This window comes from Actinomadura sp. WMMA1423 (assembly GCF_006547145.1).
Classification (GTDB): Bacteria; Actinomycetota; Actinomycetes; order Streptosporangiales; family Streptosporangiaceae; genus Spirillospora.
This window is the reverse complement of sequence record NZ_CP041244.1, coordinates 8,871,422-8,890,725: the sequence shown is the minus strand read 5'-3', so window position 1 is coordinate 8,890,725 and position 19,304 is coordinate 8,871,422. Positions and strand designations below refer to the sequence as shown.

The window sequence follows — 19,304 nt, the reverse complement described above, 5'->3', positions numbered from 1 at the left end:
GCGAATTCCTCCCGCCGAGCCGCCGGTGGCCGCCCCCGGATGCCAACAGGCCGCCCTGCGGGAGCGAGGTCGCGCGCCGCCGGTTCGAACCCGTGACCTCTTCGGGGCTGCGACAACGCCAAAGAGGCCTGCTCTTCATACGAGCAAGCCTCTGACCTGGCAAAACGTGGGCGATCGCGACGACTCGGTTGTGCAGGTGTGGATGGCAACCTGCACACCACCTCTGTCGGTAGGTCCGCTCGCCACACAAGGCGCGTGCCATTGGGGCGGCGAGCTCGCCGCGTGTCGGAGGTCTTCGGTCAGCGCCGCCCGCACCAGGCGTAGTAGCGGGAGACGGCGCGGTAGGCGGCCTTCGGCCGCCATGGCAGATTTCGGTACCCGCGCCCGCTCTCGAGAGGGCTGACCAGGCCGAACGAGGCCATGTCGACGTCCAGCCGCGGGTCGGGGCGGTGCGGCGCGTTGCGTGAGACGAAGGTGCAGATGAACGCGCTGTCCACCACGCCGGTCTCGTCGAAGATGTCCAGCAGTTCCATCAGGTAGTCGGCCTGCTCCTGCTCATCGCGGACGTAGTCGCCGTTCAGCCGGACGCCGATGTTGGTGACCGGGTCCCACTCGATGGCGTCCGTACCGGTGCCCGCGTTGGCCGAGGCGCCGTCATAGGAGGTGCAGCCGAACTCGGTGATGACGACCGGCTTGCCGTGCTCGGCCAGGTCGAGCACCTGCTGCCGGGTGTTCGCCGGGAACTCCCCGTCCACCATGTTCGGGTAGTAGTCGAAGCCCGCGTAGTCGAACGGCGTCCAGTCGACGCCTTCGAACGGGAGCGAGGCGTAGCCGACCGGGCCGTGGAAGTGCGCGCGGACGGCCGCGACCGCCCGGGCCAGGAACGCGTTGATCTTGCCGGGCAGCTGCGCGAAGACCTGGCCGCGGCGCGGGTCGCCGGAGGTCAGGAACGCGACCCGCTCCAGGAAGGTGTCGCCCGGAATGAAGCCCTTCATCGTGAAAGCGATCTCCGCACCCGTGGTGAGGACGACCCGATGCCCGCGGTTGCGCAACCGCTCGCAGGTCTTGGCCGCCTCGGTGAGGAAGTCCAGCATCTCGTCCTGGTCGAGGTCGTTGGTGAACGGGGAGTACCAGACCTCGAGGCCGGCTCGGGCGGCGAGGGCGGCGGCGACGTCCAGCCGGTGCCGGTCGCTGCCGAAGAGGCGGACCGCGTTGCAGTGCAGGTCCTGACGGATCACCCGCATCTCGCGCTCGACCAGTTTCGGGTCGAAGGGTTCGTGCGTGCTGGGCTCGAGGCCGGCCTGGAAGAACCCGGTGTCGTAGTGCACGCCGCGGCCGCGCAGACCGGCGGGCCGCCCGGGATCCGCGGTGGCCGGGTTCGCGCCGATCCCGGTGAAGGCCAGGGCGCTCGAGGAGGCCAGGGCGCCGGCGAGGACCGCCCGGCGGCCGATCCGCTGCGTGCGAGGCTCGGTCATGGAGTTCACACTACTTTCATATCTTGATAATCAGTTTGATACTGTGAGAAAGTAGCGAGGCCCGGCCGACCCGTCAAGAGGTCGGCCCGCACGGTTGGTGAACGCAGATGACAGCGATGCGAGAGCACACGGACGACGGCGCCGCCGGGGTCCGTCCGCGGGTTCAGTCGGTGGCCCGGGCGGTCCAGATGGTCGACCTGGTGGCACGCAGCGAACGGGGGCTGAGCGCGAAGCAGATCAGCGCCCTCACCGGCGTCAACCGTTCGGCCACGTACCACCTGCTGTACACGCTCACCCAGACCGACGTGCTCAGCCGCGATGGCAGCCGCTACCTGATGGGGCCGCGGGCGGGGGTCTTCGCCGCCGGCACCGGCCGGCACCGGCCGCACCGCGATCAGGTGACCGCGAGCGTCCAGGCACTGGAGCGGGCCACCGGCCAGACCGTCGTGGTCGCGGCCTGGGGCCAGCCGGGGATCACCGTCGTCGGGCGGACCGGCACCCCGGTGATCGCCCGGGAGCTGAGCCCCGGCTTCGCCCGCTGGGGGCACGCCCGGGCCTCCGGCAAGCTGCTGCTGGCCCTCGGTTCCGAGCGGGACCGCGAGCGCTTCCTGGCCACCCACCGGCTGGAGGCGCGTACCGCGAACACCATCGACGACCGCCGCCGCCTCGTACGGGAACTCGACAAGATCCGGGAGCGCGGGTACGCCGTCGACGACGAGGAGTTCCTGCCCGGGATCTCCTGCTTGGCCGGTGCGCTCCACACCGTCCGCGGGAAGCTCGCGCTCTGCGTGGTCGCCCCCACGGCGCGGTTCCGTGCGGACGTCGACCTGTTCGCCGCCGAGCTCCGCCGGGTGGTGGACGGCTTCGATCCGGCCCCGCTGACGCTGGCCCAGTAGCCACGCCGAAGCGAGCGGCCGATCAAAGGGACCAGGATCGGACGGAAAGCGCCTCCACCCGCTCCCAGTCAAGCGGGACGTCCACTCCCGGGTCGGCTCCCATTGTCAGCCGACCGTCCTCGATCAGCAGCCGCGCCTCCGGGCAGAGCTCGGCGAAGCGGTCGCCGGTGTCGACCGGGGCCGCCACCTCGACCGCTGCGACGACCGGCGACACCGCCGCGAGCTGGGCTCCGATCCACGGCGAGCCATGCGGCAGTACCGGCGTCCCCGCCCGCCCGGCCGCCGCGATCCCGTCGAGCGCGTCCTCCACGCCTCCGCAGGTCGAGGCGTCGACCCGGAGCAGCCGTACCGATTCCAGCAGGTCGGCGTACGCCACCGGGTCGACCACGTCCTCGCCGGCGGCGAGCGGCGTGGCGATCCGAGCGGCCAACGCGCGCAGATCCCGCCACCGGTGCGGCCCGAAGACGTCCTCGATGAACGCCAGGCCGAACTCCTCGAGCGGCGCGCAGAGGGCCACCGCCTCCTCGAGGCCGACGACCGAGTAGTGCAGATCCAGGGAGAGCGCGACGTCGTCGCCGGCCGCCTGCCGGCACCGGGCGAGGAAGGCGTGCATCCAGGCCGGCTCCCGGGCGCCGAGCATCAGCTTCACCTGGCGGAAGCCGCGCTCGACCAGGCCGGTGAGCTCCTCGACGACCGCGTCCTCGCCCCGGACGTCGATCAGATAGCCGGCGATCGCGACCAGCTCGACCGACGTCCGGGACGGTTCGCAGCCGAGCAACGCGGCCAGCGGCCGCCCCGCGCTCCGGGAGAGGACGTCCCACAGCGCCAGGTCGGCCAGAGATCGGGCGCGGACCGACGCCGCCTGCGCCGGCACGTTCTCGTGCCGCAGCCCGCGGACGGTGTCCAGCCCGGCAGCCGCACCCGAGCCGACCAGGCGCTGCGCCACCGGCAGCAGCGACTCCAGCAGCGGCGTGTCCCTGGTCAGCGCCGCGCCGTAACCGGTGGCCCCGTCGGTCCGGACCCGGACCAGCACGTAGTCGCGGCGGTGGTAGGCGGCTCTGCCGAATCGGATCGGATGCCGAAGCGGGAAGCTGCACAACGCCGCGTCGATCCCGGTCACCCGCACCTCGGGCAGACCGCCCTTGTCGATCACGGCCAGCCCGCTCCGGGGACGGCGACCTCGACGGCGAGCACCCGCCCGCACCGGTCGACGCCCGGCTCGATCCGGCCGAGACGGGCGTTGGCGCAGATATAGAGGGTACGGCCCTCGGGACCGCCCAGTGCGACCGCGTACGAGCCGAGCTCGCCGGTCGGGATCCGGTCGAGGACCCGGCCGCCTTCGGCGACCCGTATCACCTCGTGGCCGACCGGGTCGGAGACCCAGACCGCCCCCTCGGCGTCCAGCGCGATACCGTCCGGGATCGTCGTCCCCTGGGCGACGATCTCGGCGAAATCCAGGCTGGGCGCCTCGCCGAAGCTCGCCCAGACCCGGCGGTTGGACAGGGCGCCGTTCTCGTCGACGTCGAAGACGGTCAGGCGCAGCGCGAACGACTCGGCGACGATGAGGGTGCGCTCGTCCGGGGTCAGGACCACCCCGTTGGGGAAGACCAGATCCTCGGCCGCGACCACCGCGGACCCGTCCGGGTCGACCCGGACCAGAACGGTCGGCGTCAGTGGCTCGCCGCCGGTCAGGTCGGAGCCGAAGTTCCCCACGTAGGCGCGGCCTGAGCCGCCGACCACCATCTCGTTGAGGGGGCCGCCGACCAGGCCGCCGAGCGCGGACACCTCCGTCACCTGCTCGCCGAGCGCGACCAGCCGCCGGTCGTGCATCGAGACGACCAGGTGCGTACCGTCCGGACGCCAGCCCATGCCCGAGGCGCCTTCGGGCAGGGTCGCCAGCAAGCGCACGGCTCCGTCCGGCTCGACGACGTTCACGTGCCCGTCCAGGTGGTCCACGAAGTAGAGCCTGCCGTCGTGCCAGCGCGGTCCCTCCGGAAATGCCAGCCCTTCGGCGATCACCTGCGGTTCCGGCATCAGTCCATCACCAGCCCGCCGTTGACGTTGATCTGCGCGCCGGTGATGAACCTGGCGCCCTCCGACGCGAGCATGACCACCACCGCGGCGATGTCCTCGGCGGTGCCGTTGCGCCGCAGCGGCGTCATCGCCCGGATCGCTTCCTGGTCCCCTGCGGCGATCTTGTCGGTCATCGGGGTCTCGATGAACCCGGGCAGGATCGCGTTGACGGTGACGCCGTGCGGCCCGGCGTGCTTCGCCAGCGACTTGGTCAGACCGAGGATCGCGGACTTGGAGGTCACGTAGGCCGGACCGGCGGCGCCGCCACCGGTGTGCGCCGCCATCGACGAAAGGGTGATCACCCGGCCCCAGCCGTGCCGGGCCATCTCCGCGATCGCCGCCCGGGCGCACATGAAGGTGCCGGAGACGTTGATCGCGAGGGTGCGCTCCCACTCCTCGTCGCTCATCTCGACGCCGGTCGTCTCGTAGACGCCCGCGCTGGTGACCAGGACGTCGAGGGACCCGAAGCGCTCGACCGTCTCCCGCACCGCCCTGCGAGCCTCATCGGGCACCGAGATGTCCCCGGTCACGGCGTGCACGTCCTGCGACCGCAGCGCGCCCAGTTCCGCGAGCGCTGCGTCCGGACGCAGGTCCGCGAGGACGATCCGGCAGCCCTCTTCGAGGAGGGCCCGGGCGGAGGCGAGGCCGATGCCGCTGGCGCCCCCGGTGATCAGCACCACCTTGTTCTCGAGTCCGGTCTTCACTGTGCGAGCCTCCCCATCCTGTTCATGCGGTCGCGACGGCTCGTCCGCCGCTGTTCGCCGCCCGTGGTCCCGCTCATCTCCCGGCTCCCAGCAGCGGATGGGCGCCGGCCGTTCTGGTGATCTGCCAGCCCCCGTCGACGGCGAGCGTGGCGCCGGTGACGAAGGAAGCCTGCTCCCCGTCGAGCAGGAACGCGCACGCTCGCGCGACCTCGTCCGGTTCGGCCAGCCTGCCCATGGGGGTGCCGACCGCGAACCCGTCGTCCGCGGGAGCCCGCCAGCCGGCGACCACGGTGTTCACCGCGACCCCGGACTGGCCGAGTTCCGCCGCGGCGACCTGGACCAGGGTGCTGAGGAAGGCGCCGCCGACCGCGACCAGGCCGGCGTTCTCCATCGCCCTCAGCACCGGCGGGTCGACCAGGACGACGGCCCGGCCGCGGGCATCCCGTGCGAGAAGCCGGGCGCCGTGGTCGCGGAGGGCGAGGGACACCGCCCGCACGCGGGTGATCATCGCGTCCCAGCTCTCCGGGCCGAGCCGGAGGACGGGGGTGCCGTCGAGTGGAAGGCCCAGGCCGATCGCGAGCAGCTCGGCCTCCGCCGGTTCGGCCGCGGGCGCGTGCCCGGCTTCGGCGAGGCGCCGGTCCAGGGCCGAGGTGAGCGCGTCGTCGAGGAACTGGAGGTGGTATCGCATCTCAGTACTTCCCCACGACCAGGCCGCCGTCGACGCGCAGGAAGGCGCCGGTCACGTAGGCGCCGTCCTCGGAGCACAGATAGGCCACCGCTCTCCCCATCTCGATCGGCTCGGCCGCCCGGCCGGCCGGAATGGACCCGATCACCTCGCGGACGGCGTCCTCGTCCTCGAGAACCGCGTTGTTGAGGTCGCTGTTGACCCAGCCCGGGCCGAGATGGTTGACGGTGATCCCGGCCGGCGCCAGTTCGAGGGCGAGGGTCTCGGTGAGTGCCCGGATCGCCTGCTTGGTCGCGCCGTAGACCGCCATCAGCGGAAACGGCATCTGGGCGTGGACCGAGGAGGTGAACACGATCCGGCCGCCCTGGCCGCGGGCGACCATGCGCCGGGCCGCCGCCTGCGCGACATGGAACGATCCGGTCAGATTGACCCCGACCACCGCGTCGAAGTCGCTCTCCGGGATCTCAGCGAACGGCGCGAAGCGAGCGATGCCGGCGTTCGAGCAGACCAGCTGGACAGGGCCGAGGTCGCCCTCGATCGCGGTGAGCATCCCCTCGACCGCGCCCCGGTCGGTGACGTCCGCCCGGTAGAACCGCGCGTTCACTCCGGCCGCCTGGAGTCCGGCGACGAGTTCGGCCGCCTCGTCCTCGGCGGCGACGTCGTTCACGGCGACCGCGGCCCCTTCGGCGGCCAGCGCCTCGGCGATGCCGCGCCCGATCCCCCGGCGCCGCGCGGCGCCGGTGACCAGGGCCACCTTGCCTTCCAGCCTCACGTTCTCCCCTCCCTGCCCTTCTCGACGGTGAGTCCCGCCGTGGCGGGTTCGATGCGGTAGATCCGGCGCGCGGTCCCGGCGAAGAGCGCGGTCCGCTCGGTGTCGGTGAGATCGGCGGTGAACTCGGCGTAGGCGGCCCACAGTTCCCGGTAGCCGATCGCGGGCCGGTCGACCGGAAAGTTGCTGCCCAGCACGCAGCGCTCCGGCCCGAAGATCTCCAACGCCTCGCGGACGATCGGGCCGACCTCCGCGAGCGACCAGGACGGCGAGACGAAGCTGAGCGCGGAGATCTTCAGCACCGACGCCGGGACCGCCGCGGCGAACGCGCGCAGGCCCCGCCGCCAGACCTCCAGTCCCGGCGCCGAGCGGTCGACCGGAACGCCTGCGTGCTCCAGGACGACCTGGAGGCCCGGCTTCCGGGCGAAGATCCCGGCCGCCTGCTCGAGCTGGGTGCTCCACACCAGCAGGTCGAAGGTCAGTCCCCGGCGGGCCAGCTCGTCGAGCCCGCCGATCCAGGCCGGATCGTCGAGCAGATTGAACCGGGGCACGTCGGCCCGTCGGGAGGCGGGATCGAACCAGGCCTCCTGGCGGATCCCCCGGAACAGCGAGAACTCGCAGTGGCGGTCCAGCACGTCACCGAGATCGGGCGCTCGCAGATCGGCGTAGCCGACGCAGACGGTCGGCGTGGAAGGCCGGCCGGCCGCCGCCAGTTCTGCGAGCCAGGCGGTCTCGAGCACGGGGTCGAGCGCGTGGTCGAGTTCGGCCTGCACGTGGACGGTCGTACTGACACCGGCGCCGGCGGCGTCCCGGGCCCAGTCCTCGACGAGGTAGTTCCAGCGCAGCCCCTCGGCCCCGGGGTCGTCCAGCCACGGATAGCGGAACCGCCCGATGTCCCACAGGTGCAGGTGCGTGTCGACGATGTCCATCGGTCAGCCGAACTCGTAGGTCGCCTGGCCGTCGGGGCTCATCGAGGCGAGCCCGCCGTCCACCAGGAGGTCGTTGCCGGTGACGAACGATGCGTCGTCCGAGGCGAGGTAGGCGATCGCGGCGGCGACCTCGCCCGGCTCGCCGCAGCGCCGCTGCATGCAGAAGGCGCCCCAGACCGGCTCCCAGGCTGCCCGGTCGCCTCCGGCGCCCCGGTCGAGGACCTCGGTCCAGATGTAGCCCGGGCTGACGCTGTTCACCCGGATGCCCCGGTCGGCGAGGTCGAGCGCCTGGCAGCGGGTCAGCGCGAGCACCGCCCCCTTGGCGGTGTTGTAGGTCTGCCGGTCGCGCTGGCCCACGTGCCCGGAGATGCTGGCCACGTTCACGACCGCGCCGTGCCCGGACGCGGCCAGCGCATCCGCCGCGACCGCGGTCAGCTGCGCCGGGGCGAGCACGTTCACCTCCAGCGTGCGCGACCACTGCTCGGGCGTCGCGTCGGTGCCGGCGAGAAGGAAGACGGCGGCGTTGTTCACCAGCACGTCGAGGCCGCCGTCCGGCCCGAGCGCGCTCGACACGAGGGCGCGCTGCGCCTCCGGATCGGTGATGTCGGCCTCGACCGGACGGAACCGGGCGGCGCCGGCGCCGAGCCGCTCCCGGGTGGCGGCCAGGCCGGCGGCGTTGACGTCGGCTCCGGTGACGGTGGCGCCCTCCTCGACGAAGCGCCGCGCGGTCGCGGCCCCGATGCCGCTGCCGGCGCCGGTGACCAGCACGTGCAGGCCGGCGAAGCGGCCGGCGGGAGGCTGTATCGGCTGCGGGTCCATGTAGACGGTGAGGGAGGCGATCCGGTCGCCCCGGCGCCGCATGATGTTGGTCCCGGAGGCGTTCACCTCGGTCCCCGCCGGGTCGGTGAACACCGCGCTCCACTCGATCGCCGCCTCGTCGTCGCCGCCGAGCACCCGGCCCACGGTCACCACCAGGCCCGGGAAGGCCTCGGCACTGGCGGCGTAGAAGGCGCCGATCTCGGCCGGCCCGCGGGCGCTGAGCCCGGGCGCCGACCAGTCCGCGTCGTCGGTGAAGTACGTGAGGATCCGGCCGACGTCCCGAGACTCCTCGGCGCGCCAGTAGGCGCGGGCGATCTCTTCGATGCTGGTCATTGGTTCTCCTGGTCGGGATTCGTTCCGGTGGCGACGGCGCGGCCGCCGGTTCACCAGGGGGCGAACGGCTGCGCCACCACCACGGTGTCGAGGACGTGGACGCCGGGCGGAGCAGTGGCGGCGTGCACCACCGACCGGGCCACCGCCTCGGGGGCGAGCAGGTAGGGCTTCGCCTCGGGAGGGAGCTGCTGGATGGTGGTGTCCACGCCGCCGGGGTCGACCTGGCATATCCGGATCCCGGTGCCGTCGGCCTTCATCTGCTTGGCCACCGCCAGGGTGAGCGCCCGGAGCGCGAACTTCGTGGCCGGGTACAACCCCGACTCTCCCTGCGCGGTCCAGTGCGCCTCGGTCGAGCCGATGTTCACCACGACGCCGTCCGTCGAGGTGCGCCGCATCAGCGCGACGGCGGCCCGCATGCACGCGTACGGCGCGATCGTGTTCAGCTCCAGCATCGCGCGGAGCGCGTCGGCGGGGACGTCCTCGATGGGCCCGAAGCCGACGGTGCCGGCATTGTTGACCAGGATGTCGAGCCGTCCGAGCCGGCGCTCGGTCTCGGCGAACAGCCGCTCGACGAAACCGGGCTCGACCAGGTCGCCGGCGACCGTCTCGGCCGCGCCCCCGGCGGCGCGGATCTCCGCGGCGAGGGGCTCCAGCTCCGCGGCGGTGCGCGAGGTGAGCACCAGGCCGGCCCCGCGGGCGGCGAGGGCCCGGGCCGTCGCCGCTCCGATCCCGCGGCCGGCGCCGGTGACGAGGGCGACCTTCCCCGACAGGCTCTGCTGCACTGCGTGCCCGGTCATCGGAGGAACAGCTCCACGACCGGGATCTCCACCTCGGGTTTGGCGATCGGGAGGTCGAGCCAGAGGGCCTCGGGATCGGGCGCGTGCAGCTGCGCCAGCGGGTCCGTCGGCCGGGAGAGCTCGGAGCCGTCGTGCAGCAGCTGCGCGTACGCGACCCTGTCCCGCAGTCCGGGCAGCACCAGCGGTTGCGACGGCCAGCGCAGCAGATGCACGTAGAGACGCCGGGTCTCGGGGTTGTAGGTGGCCCGGGTCGTGTCCGGGAGCGCGGCGATGAGGTCGTCGGGCGGCCGGGTGCACCCGTGGATCGAGCGCGAGTGCAAACGCATCCACGCACCCACTCCGTCGAGGACGGCGAGGGCCTGCGGGCCGAACTCGCCACGCCCGTCGGGCCCGACGTTGAGCAGCAGGTTGCCGCCCTTGCCGACCACGTCGACGAGCATGTGGATCGCCTGCTCGACCGACTTCCAGCGGGCGCCGTCCCGGTTGTGGCTCCAGCTGCCGGTAAGGGTCTGGCAGGTCTCCCAGAGCGCGAACTCCTCCCCGACCATCGGCCAGCGCTCCGGCACCGTCGACTCCGGGGTGGTGACGTCCCAGCCGTCGTCCAGGCCGAGCCGGTCGTTGACCAGGATGCCGGGGGCGAGCCGGCGGACCATCGCGAGCAGGCCGGCGGCGTCCCAGTCGGCGGCGCCCTTGCCAGGGTCGGCGTCCTTGTCGAGGCCTGCCCTGTAGGAGGCTCGGAAGCTCTCGCTGGTGGCCATCCGGATGATGGCCTCGCCGTCGAAGCTGTAGTCCGGCCAGATGATGTCGACCGGCCCGTACTGGGTGAGCAGCTCCTCGATCTGTCCCTTCACGAACGCCCGGTACTGCTCCATGTCCCGTCCGCGGTTGAGGGCGGCCCGGTCATGCGCGGCGAGCGGGTGTGACCTGTCGACGATGTAGTGCGGGTGGTGCCAGTCCAGCAGCGAGTAGTACAGGCCGACCCGCAGGCCGCGGTCCCGGAACGCGTCGAGCAGGGGCCGGAGCAGGTCACGGCCCGCGGGGGTGTTCACCGCGGTGAAGTCGGTGAGCGCCGAGTCCCAGAGGCAGAAGCCCTCGTGGTGTTTGGCGACCACCACCATGTACTTCATGCCGGCACGGACCGCGGCGTCGGCCCAGGCTTCGGGGTCGTAGAGGTCGGGATCGAAACGGCCGAAGTAACGCTCGGCGTAGCTCTCGGTGGACTCCGCCATCCGCTGCTGGTGGTCGAAGTCGCGCGCCGCCATGGAGTACAGGCCCCAGTGGATGAACATGCCGAAGCGCGCCTCCCTGAACCAGGTGGAGTCCCCGGGCGTGGCCCGAGGGACGTTCACGACCGACATGCACGGCTCCTAGCGACGAATCCTTGACCGGCGTTCGACAGCACCGTAGCTTCCTTTCATATTCAGGTACAGACTTAAAGGTTATGAAAGTAGGAATCGTCAGATGACTCCGTTTCCGCCCGACCGCGCACCCGCGCTGACCATCCCCGAGACCGGCCGGGTCCGGCTCGCCGAGCGCTCCGTGCCCCGGCCCGGCACCGACCAGGTGCTGGTCCGGGTCGACTGGTCCGGGGTGAGCATCGGCACCGAGCTGTGGATGGCGAGCGGGAAGATGACACCCTGGGAGCCGATGCCGTACGTTCCCGGCTACCAGGCGGTGGGACGCGTCGTCGCCACCGGGGGGACGAGCGCGGACTGCACCGGCGAAGCGGCCGAGCTCGCGGTCGGCGACCTGGTGGCCTGTTTCGCCCCCGGCACCCACAGCCGCTACGTGCCGGCGCGCCGGGAGTTCACGCACCGGTTCGCCGCGCCCGAGCTCGCCGCGTCGGGCGCCCTCTTCGTCCAGGGCGCCACCGCCGCCAACGCCCTCAACAAGGCCGGGCTCAGGTCCGGTCAGACCGTGCTGGTCATCGGCATGGGGCTGGTCGGACAGGCCGTGGCCGCACTGGCCCGGCTGCGGGGCGCCTACGCGATCGGCACCGAAGTCTCCCCCGAGCGGCTGGCGGCCGCCGCGCACTGCGCCGACCGGGTGCTCGACGTCTCGGTGACGCCCGCTTCCGAGCAGCTCCGGGAAAGCCACCCGGACGGCGTGGACGTGGTGGTGGAGTCGACCGGGATGGTCGCGCTCCTGGACGACGCACTGGCCTGCGTCCGGAACGAGGGCACCTTCGCGTTCCTGGGCGTCTATCCGGACGGCGTCCGCTTCGCCTTCGACGCGCCGCACACCAAGCAGATCACCGCGGTCTTCCCGTGGTTCATCGGGGACCGCGGCAACCGCGGCGGGGTGCTCCGGCTGATCGAGTCCGGAGCCCTCGACCTGGGGCCGCTGATCAGCGACGTGGTGCCGTGGCAGGAGGCCGAGCGGACCTACCGGCGCCTGTTCACGCCCGAGCGGAACCGCCTCAACGGGATCGTCTTCGACTGGCGTGACGCGGACTGACCCGGACGCCCGGGGTCACCGGCGGCCGCGGCGCCGCCGGTGTTCCCCGGCGATCGCGTGGAAGGCCGCCTTAGGTTCCCAGCGGGGCCGCAGCGCGGCGTCGGCGCCGTTGCCGCGGAAGCGGACCAGGCCGTACCCGGCCCGGTCGAGGTCGGTCTCCGGGTCGTCGCGGTGCGCCATGTGCCAGAACCCGAAGGTGTGCACGAACGTCGCCGCCACCCCGACCCGGTCGAAGACGCCGAGCAGATCCACGAGGTTCTCCGCCTGCTCCCGCTCGTCGCGCTCACAGGGGACCGCGAGCCGGACGGGGTCGACGCCCTCCCACACCACCACGTCCTCGGCCAGGGCTCCCTTGGCCGCGGACCCCGTGTAGGTGGAGGATCCGAACTCGGTGACCGCCACCGGCTTGCCGAGTGCGACCAGGCCGGCCAGGACCTCCTCGAAGTCCGGGGTACCGCCGGCGGACCGGTAGGCGTCCACTCCGACGATGTCGAACGGTCTCCAGTCCACCCGCTCCGCCATCGTCGAGGCGTAGCTCAGCGGGCCCCCGAACACCGCCCGGACGGCGGGGACGGCGGTGGCGAAGAACGCGTTCAGCCGGTCGGCGGCGTCGGCCGGCAACGGGGTCGTCGCATGGATCGCGGGCAGCAGGGGGACCCGGTCCTCGATCCGCTCCCCCGGCAGGATGCCGATGTTGACGAAGCTGAGCTCGGCGCCGCAGACGAAGATCACCTCCCCGCCGGCCTGCCGCAGCCGCTCGGCCCGGCCGGCGCCGTCGATGAGGAAGTCGAGCGACTCGTCCGCGGTCAGGTCGCAGGTGAACGGCGAGTACCAGACCGCGAGACCGGCCTCGACCGCCAGCCGCGAGACCAGTTCCAGCCTGTCCTGGTCACCGCCGGTGGGGCGGACCGCGGTGCAGTGCAACCGGTCGCGGATGACGGCGAGGTCGTGCCGGACGGCGTCCGGGTCCAGCACGCGCAGGGTGGCGATACCGGCGTTGACGAACCCGGTGTCGTAGGTGATGCCGCGAGCCGTCATGGGCGAGGGTTCATTTCAGGGATCCGGCGAGCAGGCCGCGCTCGAAGAAGCGCGAGAAGGCCGCGTAGCAGGCGACGGTGGGCAGCGAGATCAGGAAGGTCGCGGCGTACAGCTTGGGCAGGTCGGCACCGAACTGCCCGACGAAGTAGCTCGGCAGCAGCGTGATCGTCTGTTTGTCGGTCTCCTGCAGGAACAGCAGCGGCAGCAGGTACTCGTTCCACGACCCGACGAACGCCCACACGATGATCACCGCCGAGATCGGCCGGGTCATCGGCAGGATGATGTGCCTGAACACGCCGAAGGTGGACGCGCCGTCGACCCGGGCCGCCTTGAGGATCTCGTCGGGGATCTCGGCCATGAACGCACGCGCGAGGAAGATGCTGAAGGCTATGCCCAGGGCCGCGATCGGGAGGACCACGGCAAGTGGGTTGTCGTACAGGTCGAGGCTGCGGATCGCGATCGAGAGCGGCACCGTGAGCGCCGCCGTCGGCAGCGCCAGCGCCCCGACCAGGAGGTAGAAGGCCACCTCGCGGCCGCGCACGTGCAGGCACGCCAGGGCGAACGAGGCCAGCATCGTGCAGACCCAGGTGAGCAGCACGGCCCCGAGCGCGATCACCAGGCTGTTCCGGAAGAAGTGCAGGAACTCGGGCCGCTCGATGACCGCCCGGTAGTTCGCCACGAAGCCGTCGCCGCCGGTGGAGCGGTAGAAAGTGATCGCCAGCGGGGCGATGAACGGCACCAGCGCGACCGTCGCCAGCACCTGCGCGGCGATCCGCCCGCCGCGGGTTCGTATCTCGATCACTTCACGCCTCGCTCTCGGACCGTCGGGCGAGCCAGAGCTGCCACCCCGCGACGGTCGTGCACAGCACCACGAGCACCACGGTGAGCGCGGCTCCGTAGCCGGCCTCGTAGTCGGTGACGCCTGCCTGGTAGATGTGGGTGGCCGGGAACTGGGTCGAGTTCGCCGGGCCGCCGCTCGTGATGATCTGCGGCAGATCGAAGACCTTGATGGTGAAGATCGTGATCAGGATGATCAGGGTGAGATGGGTGGCCCGCAACGCCGGGACGATGATGCTGACGAACGTCCGCACGTTGCCGGCCCCGTCGACCCGCGCGGCCTCCAGCATCTCGGTGTCCAGCTGGGTCAGCGCCGCGTAGTAGAGCACGAAGCAGAACCCGGCGCCGCTGCAGAAGCCGATCGCGCCGAGCGCGTAGATCGCGGTCTTGGGGTCGGCCAGCCAGGCATGGCTGAGCGCACCGAGCCCGATGTGCTCCATCAGGGTGTTGATCTGGCCGGACGGGGACAGCAGTTCCCGGTAGATCGGCGCGATGGCGGCCGGCGCGATCACCACCGGCAGGAAGAAGCAGACCCGGTAGACCAGCCCGAGCCGCACCTGGCCGTGCAGCAGCAGCGCCAGCGCGAGCCCGGTGAGCATCTGCACCAGGCCGAGCACGATGAAGCCGACCACGTTGACCAGCGAGCGCCAGAAGACGTGGTCCTCGAGGGCGGCACGGTAGTTGGCGACACCGACGCCGACCCGGTTCGGGCTGAAGCCGTTCCAGTCCTGCGTGCTCAGCCACGCGGTGTAGCCGATGCTGAAGTAGATCAGCCCGACCACCAGCACCAGCGCCGGCACCAGATAGACGTAGTCGGTGAGGCTCCGGGCGCCGGGCGCGACCCGGTCGCCCGGGCCGCGCCCAGACCGGCCGGCCCCGGCCCGTGGACGTCGCTTGCTCATGTCCGGTCAACGGCCGCGGAGGCCGCCTGCAACTGCTCGGTGACGCTCTTGGAACCGGTCCCGGAGGCCGACTGCTGCAGCGCCAGGCCGAGCGCGGTGATCAGCTTCGGGTAGGTGATCGCCCGGACCTCCTTGACGTCGGCCATCTGCTCGCTCAGGTAGGCGATCGACGGGGCGACCAGATCCGGGTAGGCGAGCCCCTTCGGCTCCGCCTTGACGCCGCGGATCGAGGCCGGGCCGACCAGCGTGTCCGCCGCGTGCTTCGGCTCGCCCTTGGCGTCCAGCGCGTACCAGTTGACCCAGGCGGCCGCGGCCGCCTTGTTCTTGCCGCTGGAGTTGATAGCCGTCCCCCAGGACGCCGAGGCGAAGACGTCGACGGGCGTGCCGCCGACACCCGGGAACCTCTCGACGGTGGTTCGCAGCGGTTTCGGGTTCTTGACACCGGCAGCCTTCTGGTACGCGATGCTGTTCTCGGTGGTGAAGTTCTGCGCGATCCAGGTGCCCATCGCCGAGGCGACGTACTTGCCCTGGATGAAAGCCTGGTCGGTGTCGGGGTACATCGCCATCGCGAGGGCGCCGTCCTGGACGATGCGCTTGTCGAACAGCTGCTGCCAGAGGTCGAAGGCCTTCACCAGGGTCGGGTCCGTCCACGGGGTCTTGCCCTCGACCGCCTGCCGGAAGACGCCCGGCTTGATCGAGTTCGCCAGTGCCTGAAGCACGTCCTGCGACACCCACTCGTCCTTGGCCCCGACGCCCAGGCAGCCCTTGCCCTTGGCGCGCACCTGGGCGCAGAAACCGGCGAGCTCGTCGATCGAGGTGATGTCCGCCGGCCAGGTCAGCCCGAGGGACTTGAGCAGGCCCTGGTTGACGATCACGGTGCCCGCGCCGGTGATGTTGCCCGGAGCGCCGACCCGGCGACCCTTGTGGGTGCCCTCCTCGACCATCGCGGGAAGCATCTTGGACTCCCAGTCCTTGCCGAGCGCGCTCTCGTAGAGCGGGGTCAGGTCCTCGCTCAGCGGCCCGAACTGGGGAATCATGTCGATGCCCAGGTTGTACACGTCCGGGCCCTTCCCGGAGGCGAGCGCGGCGCTGAGCTTCTTGACGTACTCCGGCAGCGCCACGACCTGGAACTTCATCTCGATGTTCGGGTAGGCCTCCATGAACCGCGCCGCGATGCCGTCCGCGATCTCCTGGTTGTCGCCCCATGCCCAGGCGACGACCTTCCCCGAGGCCTTGTGCGGATCCGCGGAGGCCCACCCGGTCTCCTTGGAGCTTGACGAGCTACCTCCGCCACAGGCGCCGGCCACCAGGGCCGTGACCAGCGCCAGGCTCGAGAGAACCGTCCCGCGAGTACGTCTTGACATTCGTCGTCTCCTTCGCTGAAGCCCGCAAGGGCGAACGCAAAACTTTCATAATATGAGGTTAACTTTCACATATAACAAGTACAAGAGATGGCGGGCAACCTCCTACGCGCCCGACGCGAGGCGCTCGCGCAGCACCCCGACGAGCCGGTCGGCCCTCCCGTCGGCACCGAGCGGGAACAGGTTCGTGAGGAACGCGAACCCGACCCCGTGCCGCGGATCGGCGAACGCGAGCTGCCCTCCGAAACCGGCGTGGCCGAAGCTCGCCGGGGTGAGGAGCCGATGGGTGGGCGAGTCGAGCTCGAAACCCATCCCCCAGCTCAGCCGGAAGTCGGGAAGGGCCGACAGCGACGACCCCGCGGACTGGACGACCGTGGCGCGTGCGACCAGGTCGGGATCGAGCAACCGGACGCCGCCGGTGTCCGCCACCGCGGCCGACCAGACCTTCGCGAGCCCCCGCGCGGTTCCGAAGCCGCCCGCTCCGGGCACCTCCGCCCGCTGTATCTCCGGGTCGTTGAACCCGGTGCCGGGTCCGATCATCGTCTCCGGCAGCGCGCCCCCGAGGGTGACCGCGTGCGCGCCCCAGGGGACCTCGGGCAGCTCGTAGCCACGGACGAGCGGCGGACCGTCGTCGAAGCGCATCACCGCCACGCGGTGCTGCTGCTCCGCCGGGACGCCGATCCACACGTCGGCCTCCAGCGGTCCGGCGACCCGGGCGGCCAGCTCGGTCCCGACCGTGCGGCCGGTGATCCGCCGGACGAGCTCTCCGACCAGCCAGCCGAAGGTGAGCGCGTGGTACTCGTGACCGCTTCCCGGCGTCCAGTAGGGCGCCTGCTCCTGGAGCTTCCTCACCACCGGCGCCCAGGCCAGGAGCTCCGCGCGGCTGACCGGCTCCCGCGGGGCGGGCAGTCCCGCCCGGTGGGCGAGCAGGTCGCGCACGGTGGTGGCCTCCTTGCCGGCGCAGGCGAACTCCGGCCAGTACCGGCCCACCGGGTCCTCGTATTCCAACCGCCCTTCGGCGACCAGTTGCCCCACGACGATCGCGACCAGTCCCTTGGTGCAGGAGAACAGCCCGGTCGCCGTCCCGGAGCGCCACGACCGGCCGCGGCCGTCGGTCCCGGCCCAGAGATCGGCCAGGACCTCGTCGCCGCGCCGAACCGCGAGCGCCGCACCGGCACGCGGGTCCGCCGCGACGATCTCGGTGAACGCCTCGGCCAGAGGCTCGAACCCCGGCGCCACGGCCCCTTCGGCCCTCATCGGTCTAGCTCCACCGCAGGACCACCTTGCCGGACTCCTTGGCGACGAACCGCCGGTAGGCCGAGGCGATCTCGTCCGCGCCGAACCGGTGCGTCACCATCGCCGAGACCGGCAGGCCGTCCTCGTACAGCTCGACCATGCCCGGGTAGTCGGAGTCGGCGTAGTACCAGGTGCCGGTGTAGCCGACCTCGTTCCGCAGCACCGTTGCGGCCGGGTCGACCCGCACGTCCGTGCACCAGCCGGACTGGAGGACGGTGCCGCCGGGCGCGGCCATCGCCAGCGCCTGCCGGATGCACTGCGGCACGCCCGTCGACTCGATGACGAGATCGGGGGCCCATGGCAGGCCCGCACCCGGTTCGATCACCGCGGCCGCACCGAGCCGGGCGGCCAGATCGCGGCGGTACGGGGACGGCTCGATCCCGACGACGTGCGCGCCCAGGTGGGCCCGCACCAGCACGTGGGCGAGACCGACCGGGCCGAGCCCGATCACCGCCACCCGTCCGGACCGCGGCGTCGGCACCCGGTGCAGAGCCCTGATCGGGACACCGCACGCGTCTCCGGTGAGCAGGACGGCGTCATCCGCCGAAGTCCCGGAGGGCAGGCGGCGGAGCGCCGCGACCGGCACCGCCGCGAAGTCGGCGTGCAGGCCGCTCAGCACGGTCACCGTCCGGCAGTACACCTGCTCGCCGGCCTGGCAGTAGGCGCAGGTGCCGCACCCCACCACCGCCGAGACGCCGACGCGCTCGCCGACCGCGATGCCGCTCTCGCCGCGGATGAGCTCGACGATGCCGGCGGCCTCGTGACCGGGGTTGGAATCCGCGGGCGCCTCGAGCTCGCTCCCGCAGATGCCGCTGGCCTCGATCCGGACCAGTGCCTCTCCGGTCTCCGGCTCCGGCACCGGGACCTCGACCAGGCGCACGTCCCGCGGTCCTCCGAAACAGAGCGAACGCATGTTCAGCCTCCGATCCTCAGCGTGCTCGGGCCGTCGGGTGCCGCCGCGATCGCCTCCACCAGTTCCATGGCCGCGACGCAGTCGGTGATCGACGGGGTGACCGGCTCCCCCGCGAGGAGGGCGTCCGCGAACGCGACGACCTCGCCGGCATAGCCCTGGAGCCAGAGCGAGTCGGCCTGCTGGTACGGGATCGCGAACTCGGGATGCCATACCGCGACCGCGCCGGGATTGACCGCCATCGAGTCCGCTGGACGCGAGGCCGGGGACCACTTCCGGTACTCGACCAGGTTGCGCACCGAGATGAGCTGGCCGGCGCCGGAGATCTCGACCCACTCCTGCACGTGCGGGTCCGTGCCCGAGAGGTTCAGCACGGCCGCCGCGCCCGACGGCGAGGAGAGGGTGAGCACGCAGATGTTCATCCCGTCCGCGGCGGTGTGCTTGAGCAGCTGCACCTGCTCCAGCTCGCCCAGGAAGAACCGGGCGAGGTCCAGGCCGTGCACGCTGAGGACCGCCAGATGGTGCCGCCAGTCCTGGACCTGCCAGTGCGAGTAGTTGACCTTGAGCAGCCGGATCCCGCCGAACGCGGGTCGCGACGCCTCCTCGCGAGCGAGCCGGTAGGCGGTGGCGAAACGCTTCTGGAAACCGACCTGGACGCGGACGCCCCTGGAGGCGGCCGCGGCCTGCAGCTCCCGAGTGCCGGCCAGATCCATCGCCGGCGGTTTCTCCACGAAGAGGTGCTTGCCACTCTCGATCGCGCGCAGGCCGAGCTCATGTTGCATCGGTGGCGGGCCGATCACGAAGACGGCGTCCACGGTGTCGTCCGCCAGCACCTCCTCGACCCGGTCAGTCGCCCGTTCGGCCCCGAAGCGCCTGGCCACCTCGGTGGCCTTGCCGAGGTCTCGAGAGAACGCGTACGCGATCTCGACGCGCGCGTACCGCAGGCTCGGCCAGATCGACTCGACGGCGAAACCGCCACAGCCGACGAACCCGACGCGCAACCGCTCAGACATCTTCCGTCCG

At 71.7% G+C, this 19,304-nt stretch carries 19 protein-coding genes; 2 read left to right on the top strand and 17 right to left on the bottom strand.

The genetic code is table 11. From position 1 onward, the window contains the following. Positions 1-299 precede the first annotated feature (299 nt). Positions 300-1,475 carry a hypothetical protein gene (locus tag FKD65_RS41015; protein WP_205718452.1) on the bottom strand — a complete coding sequence of 392 codons (1,176 nt, stop codon included), beginning with the start codon at positions 1,473-1,475 and terminating at the stop codon, positions 300-302. A 107-nt stretch (positions 1,476-1,582) separates the two neighbouring features. Between FKD65_RS41015 and FKD65_RS41010 the strand changes: the two genes are divergently transcribed. Next, entirely contained in the window at positions 1,583-2,371 is a 789-nt protein-coding gene (locus FKD65_RS41010; RefSeq protein WP_141585121.1) for an IclR family transcriptional regulator, read from the top strand. A gap of 22 nt (positions 2,372-2,393) precedes the next feature. On the opposite strand, the gene FKD65_RS41005 is transcribed toward FKD65_RS41010, so the two are convergent. The 9 genes from FKD65_RS41005 to FKD65_RS40965 all read right to left on the bottom strand — a co-directional run bounded on the left by FKD65_RS41005 (position 2,394) and on the right by FKD65_RS40965 (position 10,838). After that, positions 2,394-3,524 carry a mandelate racemase/muconate lactonizing enzyme family protein gene (locus FKD65_RS41005; RefSeq protein WP_141585119.1) on the bottom strand — a complete coding sequence of 377 codons (1,131 nt, stop codon included), beginning with the start codon at positions 3,522-3,524 and terminating at the stop codon, positions 2,394-2,396. Next, complete coding sequence (locus FKD65_RS41000) at positions 3,521-4,405, bottom strand: SMP-30/gluconolactonase/LRE family protein (RefSeq protein WP_141585117.1); 885 nt, start codon at positions 4,403-4,405, stop codon at positions 3,521-3,523. The genes FKD65_RS41005 and FKD65_RS41000 overlap by 4 nt, the downstream gene beginning before the upstream one ends. Continuing rightward, positions 4,405-5,148 (bottom strand): SDR family NAD(P)-dependent oxidoreductase, encoded by a 744-nt coding sequence (locus FKD65_RS40995; protein WP_168221354.1) that lies wholly within the window; start codon positions 5,146-5,148, stop codon positions 4,405-4,407. The genes FKD65_RS41000 and FKD65_RS40995 overlap by 1 nt, the downstream gene beginning before the upstream one ends. Before the next feature lie 73 nt (positions 5,149-5,221). After that, entirely contained in the window at positions 5,222-5,836 is a 615-nt protein-coding gene (locus FKD65_RS40990; protein WP_141585113.1) for an SDR family oxidoreductase, read from the bottom strand. A gap of 1 nt (position 5,837) precedes the next feature. Then, a complete protein-coding gene (locus FKD65_RS40985) occupies positions 5,838-6,605 on the bottom strand; it encodes an SDR family NAD(P)-dependent oxidoreductase (protein ID WP_168221353.1) in 768 nt (255 codons plus the stop codon). Continuing rightward, positions 6,602-7,531 (bottom strand): amidohydrolase, encoded by a 930-nt coding sequence (locus FKD65_RS40980; RefSeq protein ID WP_141585109.1) that lies wholly within the window; start codon positions 7,529-7,531, stop codon positions 6,602-6,604. The genes FKD65_RS40985 and FKD65_RS40980 overlap by 4 nt, the downstream gene beginning before the upstream one ends. 3 nt (positions 7,532-7,534) lie before the next feature. Then, positions 7,535-8,683, bottom strand: coding sequence for an SDR family oxidoreductase (locus FKD65_RS40975; protein ID WP_168221352.1), 1,149 nt, complete (start codon positions 8,681-8,683; stop codon positions 7,535-7,537). 50 nt (positions 8,684-8,733) lie between these two features. Continuing rightward, on the bottom strand, positions 8,734-9,480 hold the full coding sequence (locus FKD65_RS40970; RefSeq protein ID WP_141585104.1) for an SDR family oxidoreductase: 747 nt from the start codon (positions 9,478-9,480) through the stop codon (positions 8,734-8,736). Continuing rightward, positions 9,477-10,838, bottom strand: a complete 1,362-nt coding sequence (locus FKD65_RS40965) for an alpha-L-fucosidase (RefSeq protein WP_141585102.1) — start codon at positions 10,836-10,838, stop codon at positions 9,477-9,479. Before FKD65_RS40965 ends, FKD65_RS40970 begins: the two co-directional genes overlap by 4 nt. Positions 10,839-10,941: 103 nt before the next feature. Here FKD65_RS40965 and FKD65_RS40960 point away from each other — a divergent pair, with 103 nt between their 5' ends. Continuing rightward, positions 10,942-11,937 carry a zinc-binding dehydrogenase gene (locus tag FKD65_RS40960; RefSeq protein ID WP_141585100.1) on the top strand — a complete coding sequence of 332 codons (996 nt, stop codon included), beginning with the start codon at positions 10,942-10,944 and terminating at the stop codon, positions 11,935-11,937. 15 nt (positions 11,938-11,952) lie between these two features. Here FKD65_RS40960 and FKD65_RS40955 read toward each other — a convergent pair whose 3' ends face one another. The 7 genes from FKD65_RS40955 to FKD65_RS40925 all read right to left on the bottom strand — a co-directional run bounded on the left by FKD65_RS40955 (position 11,953) and on the right by FKD65_RS40925 (position 19,294). Next, the gene (locus tag FKD65_RS40955) at positions 11,953-12,975 is read right to left on the bottom strand and encodes a hypothetical protein (RefSeq protein ID WP_141585097.1); all 1,023 of its coding nucleotides are present in this window, start codon (positions 12,973-12,975) and stop codon (positions 11,953-11,955) included. A 10-nt stretch (positions 12,976-12,985) separates the two neighbouring features. Continuing rightward, entirely contained in the window at positions 12,986-13,777 is a 792-nt protein-coding gene (locus FKD65_RS40950; protein WP_141585095.1) for a carbohydrate ABC transporter permease, read from the bottom strand. Between the two features lies 1 nt (position 13,778). Continuing rightward, entirely contained in the window at positions 13,779-14,714 is a 936-nt protein-coding gene (locus FKD65_RS40945) for a carbohydrate ABC transporter permease (protein ID WP_141585093.1), read from the bottom strand. Then, complete coding sequence (locus FKD65_RS40940) at positions 14,711-16,078, bottom strand: ABC transporter substrate-binding protein (protein ID WP_141585090.1); 1,368 nt, start codon at positions 16,076-16,078, stop codon at positions 14,711-14,713. Before FKD65_RS40940 ends, FKD65_RS40945 begins: the two co-directional genes overlap by 4 nt. A 102-nt stretch (positions 16,079-16,180) precedes the next feature. Further along, the gene (locus FKD65_RS40935; protein WP_141585088.1) at positions 16,181-17,332 is read right to left on the bottom strand and encodes a serine hydrolase; all 1,152 of its coding nucleotides are present in this window, start codon (positions 17,330-17,332) and stop codon (positions 16,181-16,183) included. A 4-nt stretch (positions 17,333-17,336) separates the two neighbouring features. Next, positions 17,337-18,251: a zinc-binding dehydrogenase gene (locus FKD65_RS40930; protein ID WP_168221351.1), complete on the bottom strand. Its 915-nt coding sequence runs from the start codon at positions 18,249-18,251 to the stop codon at positions 17,337-17,339. A 35-nt stretch (positions 18,252-18,286) separates the two neighbouring features. Next, positions 18,287-19,294 carry a Gfo/Idh/MocA family protein gene (locus FKD65_RS40925; RefSeq protein WP_141585084.1) on the bottom strand — a complete coding sequence of 336 codons (1,008 nt, stop codon included), beginning with the start codon at positions 19,292-19,294 and terminating at the stop codon, positions 18,287-18,289. Between the last annotated feature and the right edge of the window lie 10 nt (positions 19,295-19,304).